This is a genomic window from Pseudomonas sp. SO81, from assembly GCF_030374125.1.
Classification (GTDB): domain Bacteria; phylum Pseudomonadota; class Gammaproteobacteria; order Pseudomonadales; family Pseudomonadaceae; genus Aquipseudomonas.
The window spans coordinates 957,129-975,458 of sequence record NZ_CP126126.1 but is presented as its reverse complement, the minus strand read 5'-3'; the positions used below and the strand labels follow the sequence as shown (position 1 = coordinate 975,458).

General features: G+C 67.1%; 22 protein-coding genes. 13 read left to right on the top strand and 9 right to left on the bottom strand.

The annotated features are described in order from the left end of the window. Positions 1-10: 10 nt before the first annotated feature. The gene (locus tag OH686_RS04625) at positions 11-1,102 is read left to right on the top strand and encodes a PLP-dependent cysteine synthase family protein (RefSeq protein ID WP_289536452.1); all 1,092 of its coding nucleotides are present in this window, start codon (positions 11-13) and stop codon (positions 1,100-1,102) included. A gap of 47 nt (positions 1,103-1,149) precedes the next feature. After that, positions 1,150-1,617, top strand: a complete 468-nt coding sequence (locus tag OH686_RS04620) for a GNAT family N-acetyltransferase (RefSeq protein WP_502942799.1) — start codon at positions 1,150-1,152, stop codon at positions 1,615-1,617. Here OH686_RS04620 and gap read toward each other — a convergent pair. Further along, positions 1,614-2,651 carry a type I glyceraldehyde-3-phosphate dehydrogenase gene (gap, locus tag OH686_RS04615; protein WP_289536449.1) on the bottom strand — a complete coding sequence of 346 codons (1,038 nt, stop codon included), beginning with the start codon at positions 2,649-2,651 and terminating at the stop codon, positions 1,614-1,616. The genes OH686_RS04620 and gap overlap by 4 nt on opposite strands. A gap of 75 nt (positions 2,652-2,726) precedes the next feature. After that, entirely contained in the window at positions 2,727-3,401 is a 675-nt protein-coding gene (locus OH686_RS04610) for a COG3650 family protein (RefSeq protein ID WP_289536447.1), read from the bottom strand. Positions 3,402-3,532: 131 nt separating this feature from the next. Here OH686_RS04610 and OH686_RS04605 point away from each other — a divergent pair, with 131 nt between their 5' ends. From OH686_RS04605 to OH686_RS04555, 11 genes are all read left to right on the top strand, one after another. Next, positions 3,533-4,618 (top strand): diguanylate cyclase, encoded by a 1,086-nt coding sequence (locus OH686_RS04605; protein WP_289536446.1) that lies wholly within the window; start codon positions 3,533-3,535, stop codon positions 4,616-4,618. Between the two features lie 63 nt (positions 4,619-4,681). After that, positions 4,682-5,323 (top strand): YceH family protein, encoded by a 642-nt coding sequence (locus tag OH686_RS04600; RefSeq protein WP_289536445.1) that lies wholly within the window; start codon positions 4,682-4,684, stop codon positions 5,321-5,323. Between the two features lie 78 nt (positions 5,324-5,401). Further along, positions 5,402-6,079, top strand: coding sequence for a thermostable hemolysin (locus OH686_RS04595; protein WP_289536443.1), 678 nt, complete (start codon positions 5,402-5,404; stop codon positions 6,077-6,079). Beyond that, positions 6,069-7,532 (top strand): AMP-binding protein, encoded by a 1,464-nt coding sequence (locus OH686_RS04590; RefSeq protein ID WP_289536442.1) that lies wholly within the window; start codon positions 6,069-6,071, stop codon positions 7,530-7,532. The genes OH686_RS04595 and OH686_RS04590 overlap by 11 nt, the downstream gene beginning before the upstream one ends. A 9-nt stretch (positions 7,533-7,541) precedes the next feature. Next, positions 7,542-8,222, top strand: coding sequence for an iron-containing redox enzyme family protein (locus OH686_RS04585; RefSeq protein ID WP_289536440.1), 681 nt, complete (start codon positions 7,542-7,544; stop codon positions 8,220-8,222). Next, positions 8,209-9,006 carry an SDR family oxidoreductase gene (locus OH686_RS04580; RefSeq protein ID WP_289536438.1) on the top strand — a complete coding sequence of 266 codons (798 nt, stop codon included), beginning with the start codon at positions 8,209-8,211 and terminating at the stop codon, positions 9,004-9,006. Before OH686_RS04585 ends, OH686_RS04580 begins: the two co-directional genes overlap by 14 nt. Then, positions 9,003-9,647: a tetratricopeptide repeat protein gene (locus tag OH686_RS04575; protein ID WP_289536437.1), complete on the top strand. Its 645-nt coding sequence runs from the start codon at positions 9,003-9,005 to the stop codon at positions 9,645-9,647. Before OH686_RS04580 ends, OH686_RS04575 begins: the two co-directional genes overlap by 4 nt. A 9-nt stretch (positions 9,648-9,656) precedes the next feature. Beyond that, entirely contained in the window at positions 9,657-10,319 is a 663-nt protein-coding gene (locus tag OH686_RS04570) for a response regulator (RefSeq protein ID WP_289536436.1), read from the top strand. Then, positions 10,316-11,686 carry an ATP-binding protein gene (locus tag OH686_RS04565; protein ID WP_289536435.1) on the top strand — a complete coding sequence of 457 codons (1,371 nt, stop codon included), beginning with the start codon at positions 10,316-10,318 and terminating at the stop codon, positions 11,684-11,686. The genes OH686_RS04570 and OH686_RS04565 overlap by 4 nt, the downstream gene beginning before the upstream one ends. Positions 11,687-11,721: 35 nt before the next feature. Then, the gene (locus tag OH686_RS04560) at positions 11,722-12,021 is read left to right on the top strand and encodes a DUF5629 family protein (protein ID WP_289536434.1); all 300 of its coding nucleotides are present in this window, start codon (positions 11,722-11,724) and stop codon (positions 12,019-12,021) included. A 3-nt stretch (positions 12,022-12,024) separates the two neighbouring features. After that, a complete protein-coding gene (locus OH686_RS04555) occupies positions 12,025-12,414 on the top strand; it encodes a DUF488 domain-containing protein (protein WP_289536433.1) in 390 nt (129 codons plus the stop codon). On the opposite strand, the gene OH686_RS04550 is transcribed toward OH686_RS04555, so the two are convergent. From OH686_RS04550 to livH, 7 genes are all read right to left on the bottom strand, one after another. Continuing rightward, positions 12,411-12,758 (bottom strand): hypothetical protein, encoded by a 348-nt coding sequence (locus OH686_RS04550; protein WP_289536432.1) that lies wholly within the window; start codon positions 12,756-12,758, stop codon positions 12,411-12,413. The two genes, OH686_RS04555 and OH686_RS04550, sit on opposite strands and share 4 nt — an antisense overlap. A gap of 75 nt (positions 12,759-12,833) precedes the next feature. Further along, a complete protein-coding gene (locus OH686_RS04545; RefSeq protein ID WP_289536431.1) occupies positions 12,834-13,037 on the bottom strand; it encodes a hypothetical protein in 204 nt (67 codons plus the stop codon). 129 nt (positions 13,038-13,166) lie between these two features. Then, positions 13,167-14,378: a serine/threonine transporter SstT gene (sstT, locus tag OH686_RS04540; protein ID WP_289536430.1), complete on the bottom strand. Its 1,212-nt coding sequence runs from the start codon at positions 14,376-14,378 to the stop codon at positions 13,167-13,169. A 210-nt stretch (positions 14,379-14,588) separates the two neighbouring features. After that, entirely contained in the window at positions 14,589-15,290 is a 702-nt protein-coding gene (locus tag OH686_RS04535) for an ABC transporter ATP-binding protein (protein ID WP_137972503.1), read from the bottom strand. 2 nt (positions 15,291-15,292) lie between these two features. Continuing rightward, entirely contained in the window at positions 15,293-16,060 is a 768-nt protein-coding gene (gene livG, locus OH686_RS04530) for a high-affinity branched-chain amino acid ABC transporter ATP-binding protein LivG (protein ID WP_137972504.1), read from the bottom strand. Next, positions 16,057-17,313: a high-affinity branched-chain amino acid ABC transporter permease LivM gene (locus tag OH686_RS04525; RefSeq protein ID WP_289536428.1), complete on the bottom strand. Its 1,257-nt coding sequence runs from the start codon at positions 17,311-17,313 to the stop codon at positions 16,057-16,059. Before OH686_RS04525 ends, livG begins: the two co-directional genes overlap by 4 nt. After that, positions 17,313-18,236 carry a high-affinity branched-chain amino acid ABC transporter permease LivH gene (gene livH, locus OH686_RS04520; RefSeq protein ID WP_289536426.1) on the bottom strand — a complete coding sequence of 308 codons (924 nt, stop codon included), beginning with the start codon at positions 18,234-18,236 and terminating at the stop codon, positions 17,313-17,315. The genes OH686_RS04525 and livH overlap by 1 nt, the downstream gene beginning before the upstream one ends. Positions 18,237-18,330: the final 94 nt, after the last annotated feature.

The window sequence follows — 18,330 nt, the reverse complement described above, 5'->3', positions numbered from 1 at the left end:
GGAGCACGTCATGACCGATACACGCCAGTGGACCCGCGAGGCGGTGCGCATCATCGAGGCGGACTTCCAGCGCAGCGCCGATACCCACCTGATTCCCCTGGCACTGCCGGGTTTGCCGGGCGTCGAGCTGTACTTCAAGGACGAGTCCAGTCACCCCACCGGCAGCCTCAAGCACCGCCTGGCCCGCTCGCTGTTCCTCTATGCGCTGTGCAATGGCTGGCTCAAGCCCGGTGCGCCGGTGATCGAGGCCTCCAGCGGCTCCACCGCCATCTCCGAGGCCTACTTCGCCCGCCTGCTGGGGTTGCCCTTCATCGCCGTGGTGCCGGCCAGCACGGCCAGAGAGAAGCTGGCGCAGATCGCCTTCTACGGCGGCCAGGCCCACCTGGTCGACGACCCCACGCGCATCCACGCCGAGTCCGTGCGCCTGGCCGGCGAGACCGGCGGCCACTTCATGGACCAGTTCACCTACGCCGAGCGCGCCACCGACTGGCGGGCGAACAACAACATCGCCGAGTCAATCTTCCAGCAGATGCGCCATGAGCGTTTCCCCGAGCCGACCTGGCTGGTGTCCAGCCCCGGCACCGGCGGCACCCTGGCCACCCTGGGCCGCTACGTGCGTTACCGCCAGTACGCCACCCGCGTGCTGTGCGCCGACGCCGAACGCTCGGTGTTCTTCGACAGCTACGTCAGCGGCGATCGCAGCCTCACCCTGGACTGCGGCTCGCGCATCGAGGGCATCGGCCGGCCGCGGGTCGAGCCGTCGTTCATGCCTCAGGTGTTGGACGCCATGTGCAAGGTGCCGGATGCCCTGTCCCTGGCCGCCATGCATTACCTGGCGCAGCGCCTGAACCGCCGCGTCGGCGCTTCCAGCGGCACCAACCTGATCGGTGCGCTGCTGGCGGCGCTGCAGATGGTCGAGGCCGGCCAGAGCGGTTCGGTGGTGACCATCCTCTGCGACGGCGGCGAGCGCTACGCCACCAGCTACTACTGCGATGCCTGGCTGACGCAGCAGGGCTACGACCTGACGCCGCTGATCGAGGCGGTGGCGGCCTGTGTCGAGCGCGGCGCGGCCCTGCCGGATTTGCCCAGGAGCGGACTGTGAACGAAACCTTCACCAGCCGCGCGGCGCGGCCCGAGGACATCCCGGCCATGGCCGTGTTCATCTTCGAGCACGGCCCCAATCCCTGGAACTACCTGCCGCAGGAGGCCGTACTGGCGCACCTGCAGGGCATCGCCGAGGGCTCGGTACAGGCCGTGCTGGCGGAACAGGAGGGTGGTGCGCTGGCCGGCTTCGTCACCTTCCTGGCCAGCAGCAACTTCGAGCGCTATCAGGCGAAAGAGCGTCGTGATCGGCCCATGGGCTATGTCGGCGAGGCGGTGGTGCACCGCGAACTGGCCGGGCGCGGCCTGGGCAGTCGTTTGCTCGGCGAGGCGATAGAGGGCCTGACTGCCCAGGGCATTCGCGATATCTACATCGAGCGCCACGAGGAGAACGCCGGCTCGGCGGGCATGATGCGCAAGGCCGGTTTCGTCGAGGTGGAGACCTTCCCCGACCCACAGCGGCGTGGCGCCGGTTCGCGGCGTACCACCCTGTGCTATCTGCGGGCCGGCGACTAGCCGGGCTGCACCGGCACCGTGCGATTCGGCTCCAGCGGCTTGAGCCAGGCCTGCAGCACGTCCAGCAGGCGATTGGCGAAGGCCCACTCGTTGTCGTACCAGGCCAGCACCTTGACCAGATTGCCGTCCTGCACCCGGGTGTGGTTGAGGTCGACCACGCAGGACACCGGGTAGCCGTTAAAGTCGGCGGACACCAGCGGCAGGTCGTTGCACTCCATCACCCCCAGCGGCAGCTGGCGCGCGGCCTTCTGCAGGATGTCGTTGACCGCCTCGCGGCTGGTCGGGTGTTCGCTGGTGAAGGTCAGGTCGAGCAGCGACACGTTGGCGGTCGGTACCCGCACCGCCATGCCGTCCAGGCGGCCCTCCAGTTCGGGGATGACCAGGCCGATGGTCTTGGCCGCCCCGGTGGCGGTGGGGATCATCGACAGCGCGGCGGCGCGGGCGCGATAGAGGTCGTTGTGGGTCTTGTCGAGCAGGTTCTGGTCGTTGGTGTAGGCGTGCACCGTGGTCATCAGGCCCTGCTTGATGCCCACCGCGGTGTGCAGCACCTGGGCCAGCGGCGCCAGGCAGTTGGTGGTGCAAGAGGCGTTGGAGACGATCTGCTGGTTGCCCAGCAGGTGATGGTTGACCCCGTAGACCACGGTCAGGTCGGCCGTCTCCAGCGGGTGTGAGAGCAGCACGCGCGGCGCGCCGGCGGTCAGGTGCTGTTCGGCGAGAATGCGTTTCTTAGCCTTGCCGGTGCAGTCCACCACCACATCCACCGCCAGCTGCTTCCACGGCAGCTGGGTGAAATCCTTCTGGCCGATCAGGCGGATCGACTGGCCGCGCACCTGCATCACGTCTTCATGGATGTCCACCTGGCCGAGGAAGCGGCCGAAGGTGGAGTCGAAGCGGGTCAGATGGGCCAGGGTGGTGAAATCGCCGGTCTCGTTGATCGCCTCGACGTGCAGCTGGCTTTCCAGCCCGCGTTCGAACAAGGCGCGCAGCAGGGCGCGACCGATGCGCCCGTATCCGTTCAGGGCAATACGCAGCATGGCAGTCTCCGACTGTCTGGGTCCGTCTTCAGCATAGGCGGCCCAGGGGCCTCACGAAAGCGAGGCGCGGTCGGCTCAGCGGTTGCGCGCACCACCCAGGGACGCGCAGCCGCGCTGCACTTCGCCGTTCAGGCGCAGCTCGGCACTGAGGTGCTGCACCGCGCCGCTCATGCTGTCCACGCAGCTTTGCGGCGCCAGCCACAGTTCCAGGCGCTGGCCGTTGGCCTCGCTGCTGAGGCTGAAGCTGCCGTTGGGCAGCTGCTCTTCCAGGTAGGGCACGGCCAGCGGCTCCTGGCTCGGGCGCAGCAGCACCAGGCCCTGTTCGCCGACACCCAGGGTCCAGTCCGGCTCATGGCCGCTGGCGCGCAGCAGCAGGCGATCGAAGCCCGGCTCGTTGCAGGCCGGGCCTTCGCCCTGCAGGCGGTAGACCTGGTCCAGGCGCAGCTCGCCGTCCAGGCCCGCCTGCTTGGTCGCCACCGGCCAGCCGCGCAGGTCGACGAACAGGCTGTCGTTGCCGCCGGCCAGCAGCTCGCCCGCATCACGCATGATGTCGCTGCTGCCGTCGTTGATCAGGGCAATGCGGCGCTCTTCGCCGCAGGGCTGGAGAATCAGCTGGCCCTGTTCCAGGAACAGCTGGCCTTGCAGGCGCTGGACCGGCGTGGGGGGCGTGGCGTCGTACACTTCGAACAGCTGACAACCGGCAAACAGCGGCAGCAGGGCGGCGAACAGCAGCGAACGGGCGTGGGTCATCGATGGCTCTCCTTGCGAGTGCGGCAAACTTACCCAGCCCGGGCCGCCAGCTCAAGTCGGAAACATCCCGCAAGCTTGTATAGTCGCGGCGATGCGGCCATCCTCATGACGAGACCGCCCCGAGTGTGACCATGGATAGAAGCACGGGCTCTGGCCTGTCATTCGCCAAGCGCATCTACCTGCCCCGCGGCATCGGCCTGGGCATCGGCTTCTTCTGTGTGGCGTTCGCGCTCTGGCCGCTGCGCCCGGCGCCCTGGCTGTGGGCGCTGCTGGTGTTCAACGGCTTCCTCTGGCCGCACCTGGCCTACCAGCTGGCACGTTTATCGGCCACACCCTATAAGGCCGAACGGCGCAACCTGCTGATCGACTCGGTGTTCGGCGGCTTCTGGGCGGCGACCATGCAGTTCAACGTGCTGCCGACCGTGACCATCCTGGCGATGATGGCGATGAACAACATCGCCGCCGGCGGCGCGCGCTTCTTCCTCAAGGGCAGCCTGGCCATGTTGGCTGGCACCGGCCTGGCCCTGCTGCTGTTCGGCCCGGCATTCAACCCCGATACCAGCATGCCGCAGCTGTATGCCTGCCTGCCGATGCTGATCCTCTATCCGCTGGCGCTGGGCTGGGTCAGCTATCGCCTGAGCATAAAGCTGGCCGAGCACAAGCAGGCGCTGCGCGCGGCCAGCCGCACCGACAGCCTGACTCGCCTGTTCAACCACGGTTACTGGCAGGACCTGCTGCAGAGCGAGTTCATCAAGTGCCGCGGCGGCCAGCAGCGCGCCACGGTGGCGCTGATCGACGTGGACCACTTCAAGCGGATCAACGACCAGCACGGCCACCTGGTCGGCGACAGCGTGCTGCGCCTGCTCAGCGAGAAGCTGGTGCTGAGCCTGCGCCAGGAGGACATGGCCGGGCGCTACGGCGGCGACGAGTTCTGCGTGATCCTGCCCAACACCCCACCGGTGCTGGCTGGCGAAGTGATGGAGCGCCTGCGCCAGGAGCTGGCCGAGGTGCGCAGCCCGCTGGCGCCCGAGCTGCGCATCACCCTCAGCATCGGCCTGGCCGGCTACAGTCCGTTCCAGCTGGACGCCACCCAATGGCTCAACGCCGCCGACCAGGCCCTCTATCAGGCCAAGAGTCGTGGTCGCGACCAGGTGGTGACCGCCAGCGAAACCCTGGTCGCCACCGACGAAGAGCTGCAGGCCTACCCGGGCGCCTGAGTTCCCAGCGCGCGCCGCTCGTGGCAGGCTAGTGGCCTTTTCTACCTCGCACGGAATCGCCCCATGTCCAGCGCCACCGAAGGCTTCGAGCCGCTCAACGCCACCGAGGTCCGCATCCTCGGCTGCCTGATCGAGAAGCAGGCCACCACCCCGGAAACCTACCCGCTGACCCTCAACTCCCTGGTCCTGGCCTGCAACCAGAAGACCAGCCGCGAGCCGCTGATGAACCTCACCGAAGGCCAGGTCGGCCAGGCCCTGCGCGCCCTCGAGGGGCGCGGCCTGACCCGCCTGGTGATGGGTGGCCGCGCCGACCGTTGGGAGCATCGGGTGGACAAGGGGCTGGAGCTGGTCAAGCCGCAGCAGGCGCTGCTCGGCCTGCTATTCCTGCGCGGGCCGCAGACCATCAACGAGCTGCTCACCCGCAGCAACCGCCTGTACCAGTTCGAGGACGGCGCCGAGGTTCAGCACCAGCTGGAGCGCTTGATCGGCCGCGAGCTGGCCTGCCTGCTGCCACGCCAGAGCGGCCAGCGCGAGGACCGTTACATGCACCTGCTGGGCGAGGCGGCTGATCTGGAAGCCCTGCTGGCCGCGCGGCAGGCCGATGCACCGGCGCGCGGCGCGCAGGACGACTCGCGCATCGCCGAGCTGGAGGCCCGGGTGGCCGCCCTCGAGGAGCGTCTGGCGCGCCTGGAGGCTGGCGCCTGAAGTCTTCCGGTAGCTTCAGGATTCATTAAGACTCGCTACCGATACTCCCCCTCAAGGCAAACCAGAGAGGGGAGTGCCATGGCTCATTCCGATTGGAATAGCAGTTTTCCGCTGCCGCTCGGCGGCGAGTCCGAGCGCAGCACCAGCCTGTGGCTGGCGCGGGCCGGCAACGTGCAGCGCCAGGCCTTCGAGGAATTCATCCGCCAGCGTTTCGATGAGGCGCACGGGGCGCGGATCAGCAGCTTCATGCCCGACCTGTTCGGCCTGCACGATGCCCGGCAGCACCTGAGCGCCGTGTGTGGCGCGCGTCTGGCCGTCGAGCAGCCGCTGTTCCTCGAGCAGTACCTGGCCGCGCCGGTCGAGCAGATCATCGCCCGCCTGGCGGAGCGTCCGGTGTTGCGCGACGAGATAGTCGAAGTCGGTAACCTGGCGTCGGTCAGCACCGGCAGCGCACGCATGATCATCGTCATCATGACCTACCTGCTGGCCCGGCGCGGCCTGCAGTGGGTGGTGTTCACCGGCGCCGCGTCGCTGATCAACAGTTTCCATCGCCTCGGTCTGGAGCCGCTGCGCCTGTGCTCGGCCGATCCGACCGTGCTGGGCGAGCAGCGTCATGACTGGGGCCAGTACTACGAGCAGCGCCCGCAGGTGTTCGCCGGCAGCATTCAGCTTGGCTATCGCCAGCTGTGCGAACGCGGCATCCCGCAGCGCCTGGGGCTGCACTCGGCCTGTGCGGAGGCGCCCCATGCAGCCTGATCCGCTGTTCGCTGCGCTGCAGCACCATGCCGTCCAGTGTCCCACCGCCCTGGCGCTGAGCGACAGCCAGCGCCAGGTCGATTACGCCCAGCTGTGGCGGGAGGTGGAGATCCGTGGGGCGCGGTTGCGCGCCCTACAGGTGCCACTGCTGGCCCTGGCCCTGAACAACGGCTGCGAGGCGCTGATCTGGGACCTGGCGGCGCTGCGCGCCGGCGTGGCCTGCCTGATCCTGCCGCCGTTCTTCAGTCCGGCCCAGCGCGCCCATTGCCTGGAGCAGAGCGGTGCCACCCTGGCACTGGCCGAGGGGCCGTTCGCCGAGGAACTGGCACCGCTGGGCTTCGCCGTCGCCGGTGAGTTCTGGCAGCGTGACAGCGCGCCAGCCGGCCTGCCGCTGCCCGCCGGCACGGCGAAGATCACCTACACCTCCGGCACCACTGGCGTGCCCAAGGGCGTGTGCCTGAGTGCCGAGGCCATGCTGCGGGTCGCCGCCGAGCTGGAGCTGGTCAGCCGCGAGTGCGCGCCGCAGCGTTACATGGCTGTCCTGCCGCTGGCCGTGCTGCTGGAAAACCTCGGTCTGTACGCCGCACTGATCGCCGGCGCCACCCTGCATCTGCCGACCCAGCAGGAGCTGGGCATGAGCGTCGCCGGCTCCGTCGAGTGGCCGAAGCTGTTCGGGCAGATGGTCCGGCACGGTTGCCAGAGCCTGATCCTGGTGCCGCAGCTGCTGTTCGGTCTGGTGGTGGCGGTGGAGCGTGGCTTTGTCCCGGCAGCCGGCTTTCGCTTTATCGCCGTCGGTGGCGCGCGGGTCTCGCCGGAGCTGCTGGAGCGTGCGCAGCGCGTCGGCCTGCCGGTGTTCGAGGGCTACGGCCTGTCGGAGTGCGCCAGCGTGGTCTGCCTCAATCGCCCCGGCGCCCAGCGTCCCGGCACGGTCGGGCGGCCGCTGCCGCATGTGCAGGTGCGCCTGGCCGAGGATGGCGAAGTGCTGGTCGCCGGCTCGACCCTGCTCGGCTACCTGGGGGACACGCCCTTCGCAGGGCAGTGGTGGCCTACCGGCGATATCGGCGAGTTCGATGCCGACGGCTACCTGAGCCTGCGCGGGCGCAAGAAGCACCAGTTCGTCACCAGCTTCGGCCGCAACGTCAACCCCGAGTGGGTCGAGGCCGAGCTGACCCAGGGCGGCGTGCTGATGCAGGCCTTCGTCTATGGCGAGAGCCTGCCGAGCAATGTCGCGCTGCTCTGGCCGCTGGACCCGAACTGCGCCGATGCGGCCATCGAGGCCGCCGTACAGAAAGCCAACGGCGGCCTGCCGGATTACGCCCGAGTCGGGCGCTGGGTGCGCCTGGATACACCGTTCAGCCCCGCCAACGGTTTGCTCACGGCCAATGGCCGACCTAAACGCGACGCCATCCTGGCGCGCTACCGCGAACACTTTTCCGAACCCGTCAACGCCTGAGGTATTCCCATGAATTTCTTCGACCAACTGCAGGAAGCCACCTGCGAGGAACGCGAAGCGCTTTACGCCGTACCGGTGATCCGCGATGCGCTGGCTGGCCAGGTCGGCCTGGAAGGCTACGTCGCCTTCCTGACCCAGGCCTACTACCACGTGCGCCACACCGTGCCGCTGATGATGGCCTGCGGCGCGCGCCTGCCGTCCTCGCAGGAGTGGCTGCGCAAGGCGGTGTGCGAGTACATCGACGAGGAATACGGCCATGAGCAGTGGATCCTCAACGACATCGCCGCCTGCGGTGGCGACGCCGAGGCCGTGCGCCTGGGCCAGCCGAGCCAGGCCATCGAGCTGATGGTCAGCTATCTGTACGACACCATCGCCCGTGGCAACCCGGTCGGCCTGTTCGGCATGGTCAACGTGCTCGAGGGCACCAGCATCGCCCTGGCCACCCAGGCCGCCGGCACCATCCAGCAACGCCTGGCCCTGCCGCCGCAGGCGTTCAGCTACCTGACCTCGCACGGCGCCCTGGACATCGGCCACATGCAGCATTTCCGCGAGCTGATGAACCGCCTGGAGCGCGACGAGGACAAGGCGGCGGTCATCCATGTCAGCAAGGTGGTCTATCGCCTGTACGCCGACATGTTCCGTGGCCTACCGCGCACGGTGCAGAACGAGGTGCAGCATGCGCTTGCCTGAGTGCCGTGCGGTGCTCACCGGGGCCAGCGGCGGTATCGGCCTGGCCCTGGCAGAAAAGCTCTGTGCCGGCGGCGCGCAGCTGATCGCGGTGACCCGCCAGGAGGGGGCGCTGAGCGAGCTGCGCGGGCGTTATCCGAAGCAGGTACGGGTGGTGGCGGCCGATCTCGGCAGTGCCAGCGGCCGCCAGGCGGTGGTGGATGCCGCGCGTGCCCTCGGCGGGGTCAACCTGCTGATCAACGCGGCCGGGGTTAACCGTTTCGCCCTGCTGGAGCAGCTGGATGACCAGGCCGTGGCCGAGCTGCTGGGTATCAACCTGGTCGCCACCGTCCAGCTGACCCGCGCCATGCTGCCGCTGCTGCGTCAGCAGCGGCAGGCGCTGCTGGTCAATGTCGGCTCCATCTACGGCTCCATCGGCTACCCCGGCTATGCCACCTACTGCGCCAGCAAGTTCGCCCTGCGCGGTTTCTCCGAGGCGTTGCGCCGGGAGATGGCCGACACCGGTGTCGGCGTGCTCTACGTGGCGCCGCGTGCCACCCGCACCCCGATGAACAGTGCGCAGGTGGTGGCCCTGAACAGCGCCCTCAAGGTGGCCATGGACCCGCCTGAAAGCGTCGCCGATGCAGTACTGCGCGCCATCGAGCTGGACCACAGCGAGCTCTACCTGGGCTGGCCGGAAAAGTTCTTCGTCCGCCTCAACGGCCTGCTGCCGGGCCTGGTGGATAAGGCGCTGCGCAAGCAGCTGCCGCTGATTCGTCAATTCACTCACAAGGAGATGCGCCCATGAAACGCTTGCTGCCCCTGATGCTCGCGGCCGGACTGAGCCTGCCCGCCTGGGCCCTGGACGAGGCTGGCCAGGCCCGCCTGCATGCGGTACAGACGCGCTGGGCCGAGATCCAGTACCAGCTGCCCGAGCCCCAGCGTGAGGCCGCGCTGGAGAAACTCGCGGCCGACAGCGCCGCCTTCACCCGCGAACAACCGCAGGCGGCCGAGGCCTGGGTCTGGCATGGCATCGTCACCAGCAGCTGGGCTGGCGCCCAGGGCGGGCTGGGCGCGCTGGGCAAGGCCAAGGACGCCAAGGCCTACCTGGAGAAGGCCATCGCCCTCGACCCGGCTGCGTTGCAGGGCTCGGCCTACACCAGTCTGGGTACGCTGTATGACCGTGTGCCGGGCTGGCCCATCGGTTTCGGCGACGAGGACAAGGCCGACCAGCTGCTGCGCCAGGCGCTCAAGGTTAATCCCGAGGGGATCGACAGCCTGTATTTCTGGGGTGACCATCTGCTGCGCCAGGGGCATTATGCCGAGGCCAAGGCGGCGCTGGAGAAAGCCAAGCAGGCCGCGCCGCGGCCGGGACGCGAGTTGGCCGACAGCGGCCGGAAGGGCGAGATCGACCAGTTGCTGCTGGAAGTGAACAGGAAACTCAACTGAGGAGGCGCGATGCGCTTGCTGCTGGTCGAGGACGACAAGGCCCTGGGCGAGGGATTGCGCCTGGGGTTGCGCCAGGAAGGCTACACGGTGGACTGGCTGCAGGACGGCGCCAGTGCGCTGCACGCCCTGCTCAGCGAGGACTTCGACCTGCTGGTGCTGGACCTCGGCCTGCCGCGCATGAGCGGCCTGCAGGTGCTGCGCGAGCTGCGCCGCAGTGGCTCGGCGCTGCCGGTGCTGATTCTGACGGCGCGCGATGCCACCGAGGATCGCATCGCCGGGCTGGATGCCGGCGCCGACGATTACCTGGTCAAACCCTTCGACCTCGATGAGCTCAAGGCCCGCCTGCGCGCGCTATTGCGCCGCAGTGCCGGGCGCGCCGAGCTGCGCATCGAACACGCCGGGGTCAGCCTCGACCCGTCCAGCCAGCAGGTCAGCTACCAGGGCAAGCCGGTGCCGATGACGCCCAAGGAGTACCTGCTGCTGCACGAACTGCTGTCGCAGCCGGGCAGGGTGCTGACCCGCGAGCGCCTGGCCCAGCTGCTCTACGGCTGGGATGAGGAGGCCGAGAGCAACACCCTCGAGGTGCACATCCATCACCTGCGCAAGAAGCTGTTCAGCGGCCTGATCCGCACCGTGCGCGGCGTCGGCTACCTGGTCGAGGAGCAGTCATGACCTCCATGCGCCGCCGTACCCTGGCCCTGGTGCTGGGGTTGATGCTGCTGGGCACGCTGGCGATGACTCTGTTCAACTACTTCGACAGCACCCACGAGGTCGAGGAAATCTACGACGCCCAGCTGGCGCACAGCGCCCGTCTGCTGCAGGGATTGATGCGCACCCCGGTGCTCGAGGAAGAACGCGCCGGCCTGTACCGGGCCTTCAACGAGGCGCTGGCACAGGCCGGGCAACGCAGCAAGCCCGGCCACCCCTACGAGAGCAAGCTGGCGTTCCAGGTCTGGGACGCTGCCGGTCGCCTGCTGGTGCACAGCGCGGGTGCTCCGCAGCTGAGCGGGCCGACGCTGGCCGAGGGCTTTGCCACGCTCGACCTGGGTGAGCACAAATGGCGCGGCTTTCTGCTGCGCGACAGCGCCCACGGGCTGCTGATCTGGACCGGCGAGCGTGATGACGTGCGCCGCGAGTTGGTCACCAGCATCGTTCGCCATACGCTGTTCCCGACCCTGCTCGGCAGCCTGCTGCTCGCCGCGCTGTTGTGGTGGGCCATCGGCTGGGGACTGGCGCCGCTGCGCAACATGGCCGCGGTGATTCGCGCCCGCCATGCCGACTCGCTGGAGCCGCTGCAGCTCGAACCGCTGCCCAGCGAGCTGGCGCCCATGCAGGCGGCACTTAATCGCCTGCTGGGGCAGATCGAACAATTGCTGGAGCGCGAGCGGCGCTTCATCGCCGATGCCGCCCACGAGTTGCGCACGCCGCTGGCGGTGCTGCGCGTGCATGTACAGAACGCCACCCAGGCGCGCGACGAGGAAGAGCGCCAGCAATCGCTGGGCTACCTGCTCGGCGGCATCGACCGCGCCACCCGGGTGGTCAATCAGCTGCTCACCCTGGCGCGCATGGAGCCGCCGCTGGAGCGCGGCGAGCTGGCGCAGGTCGATGTGCTGGCGCTGGTGCGCGAGACTCTGGCCGAGCTGACCCCCTGGGTACTCAAGCAGGGCCTGGAGCTGGATCTGGAAGCCGGGGAGGGTGACTACCGCCTCAATGCCGACCCGGGCAGCCTGGGCATCGCCCTGCAGAACCTGGTGACCAACGCGGTCAATCATTCGCCGGCGGGCGGCATGCTGCAGGTGCGCCTGAGTGCCGACGCGCAGCGCCTGCTGCTGCAGGTCGAGGATCAGGGACCCGGCATTGCTGCCGAGGATATCGAGCGAGTCTTCGAGCGCTTCTACAGCCGCGGCAATGGCCAGGGCGCCGGGCTGGGGCTGGCGATCGTGCAGAGCATCGCCCGTCGGCATGCCGGCAGCATTCGCCTGCGCAACCTCGACAGCGGAGGGCTACAGGCCAGCCTGGAACTGCCGCGCAGCGCCTGACGTATCATGTGGCCTTTGCCGACCGGGAGACCGAGATGACCGAGACCACCAGCCTGCTGCAAGAACTGGAGCAGGCCGACATGCTGCTGATCGATGGCCTGCATGCCTGGCAGTTCGAGCTGGACGAACAGGGCCAGCTGAGCGTCGAGTGCATGGACGGCCGCACCCGTCGCCTCTGGCGTTTCAGCGCCGCCGCCGTGGCGGCCGCCCGTCCGGGCGCCGCGCCGGATGCCTGGCATATCGAGGATGCTGAGGGCGCGCACGAGTTGATCTGCCTGGGGGCGATCAGCGCCGACAACGATGATCAGGACGACGACCCGGACGATGTGGAGTAAACGATGATCCGCTGCAAGCGTGTGTACGAGCCGATCGACGCCGCCGATGGCGAGCGGGTGCTGGTCGACCGCCTGTGGCCACGCGGCTGCAAGAAGGAGAGCCTGGCCCTGAGCGCCTGGCCCAAGGACGTGGCGCCGTCGGACACCCTGCGCAAGGGCTTCTGTCACGATCCCGCGCTGTTCGACGAGTTTCGCCTGCTCTACCGCGGCGAGCTGGCGGCCCATCCCGAGCACTGGCAGGGCCTGCTGGCCATGGCGGAGCGCGGTACGCTGACGCTGCTGTTTGCCGCTCGCGAAGAGCGCCTCAACAACGCCCGGGTGCTGGCCGAATTCCTCGAGGAAGAGCTGGAGCGGCGCGGACCGTCCAGCTCGCCGGTGTGCTACGCCGACTAGAAGATCCCGGAGTCGTTGCACACCAGTTCGTCGTTTTCGGAGATCGCATAGCAGATCATTTCCTCGTCCTTGAACGGCAGCTGCAGCGCATAGCCCGGCTTGTCGTTTACCAGCGTGCCCAGCTTGTCCTTGGTCGGGGTGATGTTTACGGTATTGCCGTTGTCCCAGACCCATTCGCTGTGAAAGTACTGGTCGGTGGCCGCGCAGGTGGTCACGGCGCATTCGCCCTGGCCCTTCAGTTCGCCCTTCTTGTAGTAGTAACAGGTGCCACGGCCCTCGCCGCAGCCGGCGTAGGCGCTGCCCGCGAGCATGGTCAGAAGTAATGTGATGCCGAATTTACCCATGGAAAGGCTCCCTTTTCCGCTTGGTTCATAGGTTGAGTAGTTGCGCTGTCCAGCCGTCTGGACGGCCGTGCAGTATCAGCAGCTGTTCGCCGGGGCCCTGTGCGGCGCGAGCCCCAGTTTGTTTGCCAGGCGACGGCCGAGCAGGCCGGCCAGGCCCTGGCCGTAGCGCACCTCTACCTCGCCTGCCAGCTCGCCACCTTCCCGATGAAGGCGCTGCAGTAGTGGATGCAGTTCGGTGAAGTGCTCGCCGAACCAGCTGGTGACGGAGTTACCTTCCATGGACTCTGTTCCTTGAGTGAGCTCGCCGAGGCGTCCTTTCGTTGGCAGCGATTGTTCATTCGCTCGGCCGGTTGGGCAAGTGCTGCGGGCGTAAAGCCGCCCGGAGGCGGCCTTCTTGTTGCGGTGTTCTCAGGCCTTGTCGCGTGCCATGCAGGCCGCGGCGGTGAACAGCACGTCGGTGGAGGAGTTCAGCGCGGTTTCGGCGCTGTCCTGCAGGATGCCGATGATGAAGCCGATGGCGACCACCTGCAGGGCGGTTTCGCTGGGGATGCCGAACAGGCTGCAGGCCAGCGGGATCAGCAGCAGCGAGCCGCCGGCCACGCCGGAGGCGCCGCAGGCGCAGATCGCGGCGACCACGCAGAGCAGGATGGCGGTGGGCATGTCGACGGCGATGCCCAGGGTATGGGTGGCGGCCAGGGTCAGCACGCTTATAGTGATGGCCGCGCCGGCCATGTTGATGGTGGCGCCCAGCGGGATGGACACCGAGTAGGTGTCCTCATGCAGGCCGAGGCGTTCGGCCAGCTGCAGGTTGACCGGCACGTTGGCCGCCGAGCTGCGGGTGAAGAAGGCGGTGATGCCGCTCTCGCGCAGGCAGGTGAACACCAGCGGGTAGGGGTTGCGGCGGATCTGGCTGAAGACGATCAGCGGATTGACCACCAGGGCGACGAACAGCATGCAGCCGATCAGCACGGCGAGCAGCTGGGCGTAGCCGACCAGGGCCTTGAGGCCGGCGTCGGCGAAGGTGGTGGCGACCAGGCCGAACACGCCGAGCGGGGCGAAGCGGATCACTACCTTGACGATCAGCGACACGCCGCTGGCCAGGTCGGCGAATACCGCGCGAGTGGTGTCGCTACCGTGGCGAATGGCGATGCCGATACCGATGGCCCAGCTCAGGATGCCGATGAAGTTGGCGTTGGCCAGGGCGCTGATCGGGTTGTCCACCGCGCTCAGGGCCAGCGACTTGAGGACCTCGCCGATGCCGCCGGGCGGGGTCGAACCGGAGGCGGCACTGCTCAGCACCAGGGTGGATGGCCACAGGCTGCTGGCAATCACCGCGACGATGGCGGCGGCCAGGGTGCCGATCAGGTACAGCACCAGGATCGGGCGGATGTGAGTGGGCTGGCCCGGCGTGTGGTTGGCGATGGCCGAGGCCACCAGGATGAACACCAGCACCGGTGCCACGGCCTTGAGCGCGGAGATGAACAGGCTGCCGAGGAAGCCGACCTCATCGGTGGCCTGCGGGGCGAGCAGGGCGAGGAGAATGCCGGCGATCAGGCCGATGGCGATCTGCAGGACCAGGCTGGTGCGCGTGATCAGCTGCAGGAGGGGACGGTGGATCATGCTTGGTGCTCCTGTGGTTCAACCGCCACGTGGATAACGTGGCTGCGGTGCGGCATCGCGATCGAGCGGCTGCCGGCTCCCGCAATCCACCGGGTGCGGTGGGCGCGGAAAAAGGGGGCGATTCTATAGAGGCGCGCGCCTCCTGTGTGGCCTTCGGTCGGTACAAATGAAAACGGCCCACGAGGGGCCGTTTCATTCGAGCCATCGACATCAGCCGCCGAGGTAGGCGTCTCGCACTTTCGGATCGACCAGCAGATCGGCACCGGTGCCTTGCATGACGATGCGTCCGTTCTCCAGCACGTAGGCGCGGTCGGCCAGCTTGAGCGCCTGGTTGGCGTTCTGCTCGACCAGGAACACGGTCACACCATCCTTACGCAGCTGTTCGATGATGTCGAAGATCTGCTGGATGATGATCGGTGCCAGGCCCAGAGACGGCTCGTCGAGCAGCAGCAGCTTGGGCTTGCTCATCAGCGCGCGGCCGATGGCGAGCATCTGCTGTTCGCCGCCGGACATGGTGCCGGCGCGCTGCGCGAAGCGCTCCTTGAGGCGCGGGAACAGTTGTAGGACCTTGTCCAGCTGCTCCTGGTTGTCGCCCTTGCTGCCGAAGAAGCCGCCCATGGCTAGGTTCTCCTCGACGGTCAGGCGGGCGAACACGCGGCGGCCTTCCGGCACTACCGCGATGCTCTTGCGCATGATGTCGCAGGATTCCTGGCCGACCAGTTCCTCACCCATGTAGCGGATGCTGCCGCTGGCCGCGCGCGGCGAGCCGCACAAGGTCATCAGCAGGGTCGATTTGCCGGCGCCGTTGGCACCGATCAGGGTGACGATCTCGCCTTGCTCGACATCGATGCTGACATTGTGCAGGGCCTGGATCTTGCCGTAGAAGGTGGAGACGTTGTTGAAATTCAGCATGCTTACGCCTCCCCCAGATAGGCTTTGATCACGTCCGGGTTGTTGCGGATCTGCTCCGGCGTGCCGTCGGCCAGGGGAGTGCCCTGGTTGATCACATAGATGTGGTCGGAGATGCTCATGACCAGGTGCATGTCGTGCTCGATCAGCAGCACGGTCACGTCATGGTCGTTGCGTAGCATGCCGATCAGCTGCTTGAGATCCTCGGTTTCCTTGGGGTTGAGGCCGGCGGCCGGCTCGTCGAGCATGAGGATGCGCGGGCGCGTCATCATGCAGCGGGCGATTTCCAGGCGGCGCTGCTGGCCGTAGGCCAGAGTGCCGGCCGGGCGGTTGGCCACGTCGGTGAGGTTCACTTCTTCCAGCCAGTGCGCCGCGTACTCCATGGCCGCCTTCTCGCTGCGGCGGAAGTTCGGGGTCTTCAGCAGGCCGGCGAGGAAGTTGGTGTTGAGGTGGCGGTGCTGGGCGACCAGCAGGTTCTCCACCGCGGTCATTTCCTTGAACAGGCGAACGTTCTGGAAAGTACGCACCACGCCCTTGTGGGCGATCTTGTGGCCCGGCAGGTGCTGGATCGGCTCGTCGTCGAGCAGGATCACGCCACCGGTGGGCTGGTAGAAGCCGGTCAGGCAGTTGAACACGGTGGTCTTGCCGGCGCCGTTCGGGCCGATCATCGAGACCACCTGCTTGGGTTGCACGGTCAGGGCGACATTGTTGACGGCCAGCAGGCCGCCGAAGCGCATGGTCAGCCCGCTGACTTCAAGAATCGGGCGGCTCATGGTTTCAACTCCAGGTGCGGGCGTTGCATGGGCAGCAGGCCCTGCGGACGCCAGATCATCATCAGCACCATCAGGGCGCCGAAGAACAACATGCGGTACTCGCTGAACTCACGCATCAGCTCGGGCATGAGGATCATCACCACGGCGGCGAGGATGATGCCCAGCTGCGAGCCCATGCCACCCAGCACGACGATGGCGAGGATGATCGCCGACTCGATGAAGGTGAAGGACTCCGGCGTCACCAGGCCCTGGCGCGCGGCGAAGAAGCTGCCGGCGAAACCGGCGAAGCAGGCGCCGAGGGTGAAGGCGGAGAGCTTGATCACGGTGGGGTTCATGCCCAGCGCGCGGCAGGCGATCTCGTCTTCACGCAGCGCTTCCCAGGCGCGGCCGATCGGCATGCGCAGCAGGCGGTTGATCACGAACAGGGTCAGCAGGACCAGCAGCAGGGCGATCAGGTAGAGGAAGATCACCTTGTTGATCGAGTTGTAGGCAACGCCGAAGAACTCGTGGAAGGTCTGCATGCCCTCGGCCGCACGGCGCTCGAACGACAGGCCGAACAGGGTCGGTTTGTCGATGTTGCTGATGCCGTTGGGGCCGCCGGTGAGCTCGGTCATGTTGCGCAGCAGGATGCGGATGATCTCGCCAAAACCGAGGGTGACGATGGCCAGGTAGTCACCGCGCAGACGTAGCACCGGGAAGCCGAGGATGAAGCCGAAGAACGCCGCCATCAGGCCGGCGATCGGCAGGCAGATCCAGAAGCCCAGGCCATAGTAGTGCGACAGCAGCGCGTAGCTGTAGGCGCCCACGGCGTAGAAACCGACGTAACCCAGGTCCAGCAGGCCGGCTAGGCCGACCACGATGTTCAGGCCGAGGCCGAGCATCACGTAGATCAGGATCAGGGTGGCGATGTCGACGGCGCCGCGGCTGCCGAAGAACGGCCAGGCCAGGGCGACCACGACCAGGCCGAGGATGATCCAGCGCTGGGTGGAGGGCAGGGTGAGGAAGTTGCTGGCGCTGGCCGGCAGCTTCGGCACGCTGGGCGCGCTAGCCCAGGCGGCGGAGAGACGGTCGCGGAATAGCTGCCAGAAGAACATGAACACCGCCACGGCGGCAATGGTCCACAGCACGGCCGGGCTGGCGCCGTGCACTTCCAGCTTGATGCCGACGGTGGTCAGTTTCAGGCCGAGTACCGGGTAGGCCACTGCCAGCACCAGCAGGGCGCTGAAGAATGCGGTCTTGAGGTTCTTGGTCATCATACTTTCTCGACCTCCGGGCGGCCGAGGATACCGGTCGGGCGGAACAGCAGTACCAGCACCAGGAGGCTGAAGGCCACCACGTCCTTGTACTGGTCACCGAAGATGTCGGCGCCGAAGGCTTCGGCCACACCGAGCACCAGACCGCCGAGCATGGCACCCGGGATGCTGCCGATTCCACCGAGCACCGCGGCGGTGAACGCCTTGATGCCGGCGAGGAAGCCGATATGCGGATTGATCACCCCGTATTGCATGCCCAGCAGCACCGCGGCCACGGCGGCCAGGGTGGCGCCGATGACGAAGGTCAGGGCGATGATGTTGTTGGTGTTGATGCCCAACAGGTTGGCCATCTTGATGTCCTCGGCGCAGGCGCGGCATGCGCGGCCCAGGCGGGACTTGGAGATGAACATGGTCAGGCCGTACATCACCGCGATGGTGACGACGAAGATCAGCACCTGCATGTAGGAGATCACCACACCGTTCATGGTGCTCTCGCCGAACACCAAGTTACCGGGGATCAGGTTGGGGATGGCCTTGTCTTTCGAATCCTGCGCGAGCAGTACTTCGTTCTGCAGGAAGATCGACATGCCGATAGCGGAAATGAGCGGGATCAGGCGGTTGCTGCCACGCAGCGGTCGATAGGCGACCCGTTCGATGCTGTAACCGTAAGCACTGGCGACGATGATGCTGGCGGCGAAGGCGCCGATGATCAGCAGGGGGAGACTATCGAGACCCAGCATGGTCAGCCCGGCGATGACGATGAAGGCTACGTACGAGCCAATCATGTACACCTCGCCGTGGGCGAAGTTGATCATGCCGATGATGCCGTAGACCATGGTGTAGCCGATGGCGATCAGGGCGTAGGTGCTGCCAACGGTCAGACCGTTAACCAGCTGTTGCAGATAATGATAGAGCTCAGGCATTACCTAACTCCTCGGCGCGTTCCGTGAAGCGGCGCTTGTGACGCGACGGATGGCCGGAAAACTCAATAAAACAAAGCCCACTGCTTGCGCAGTG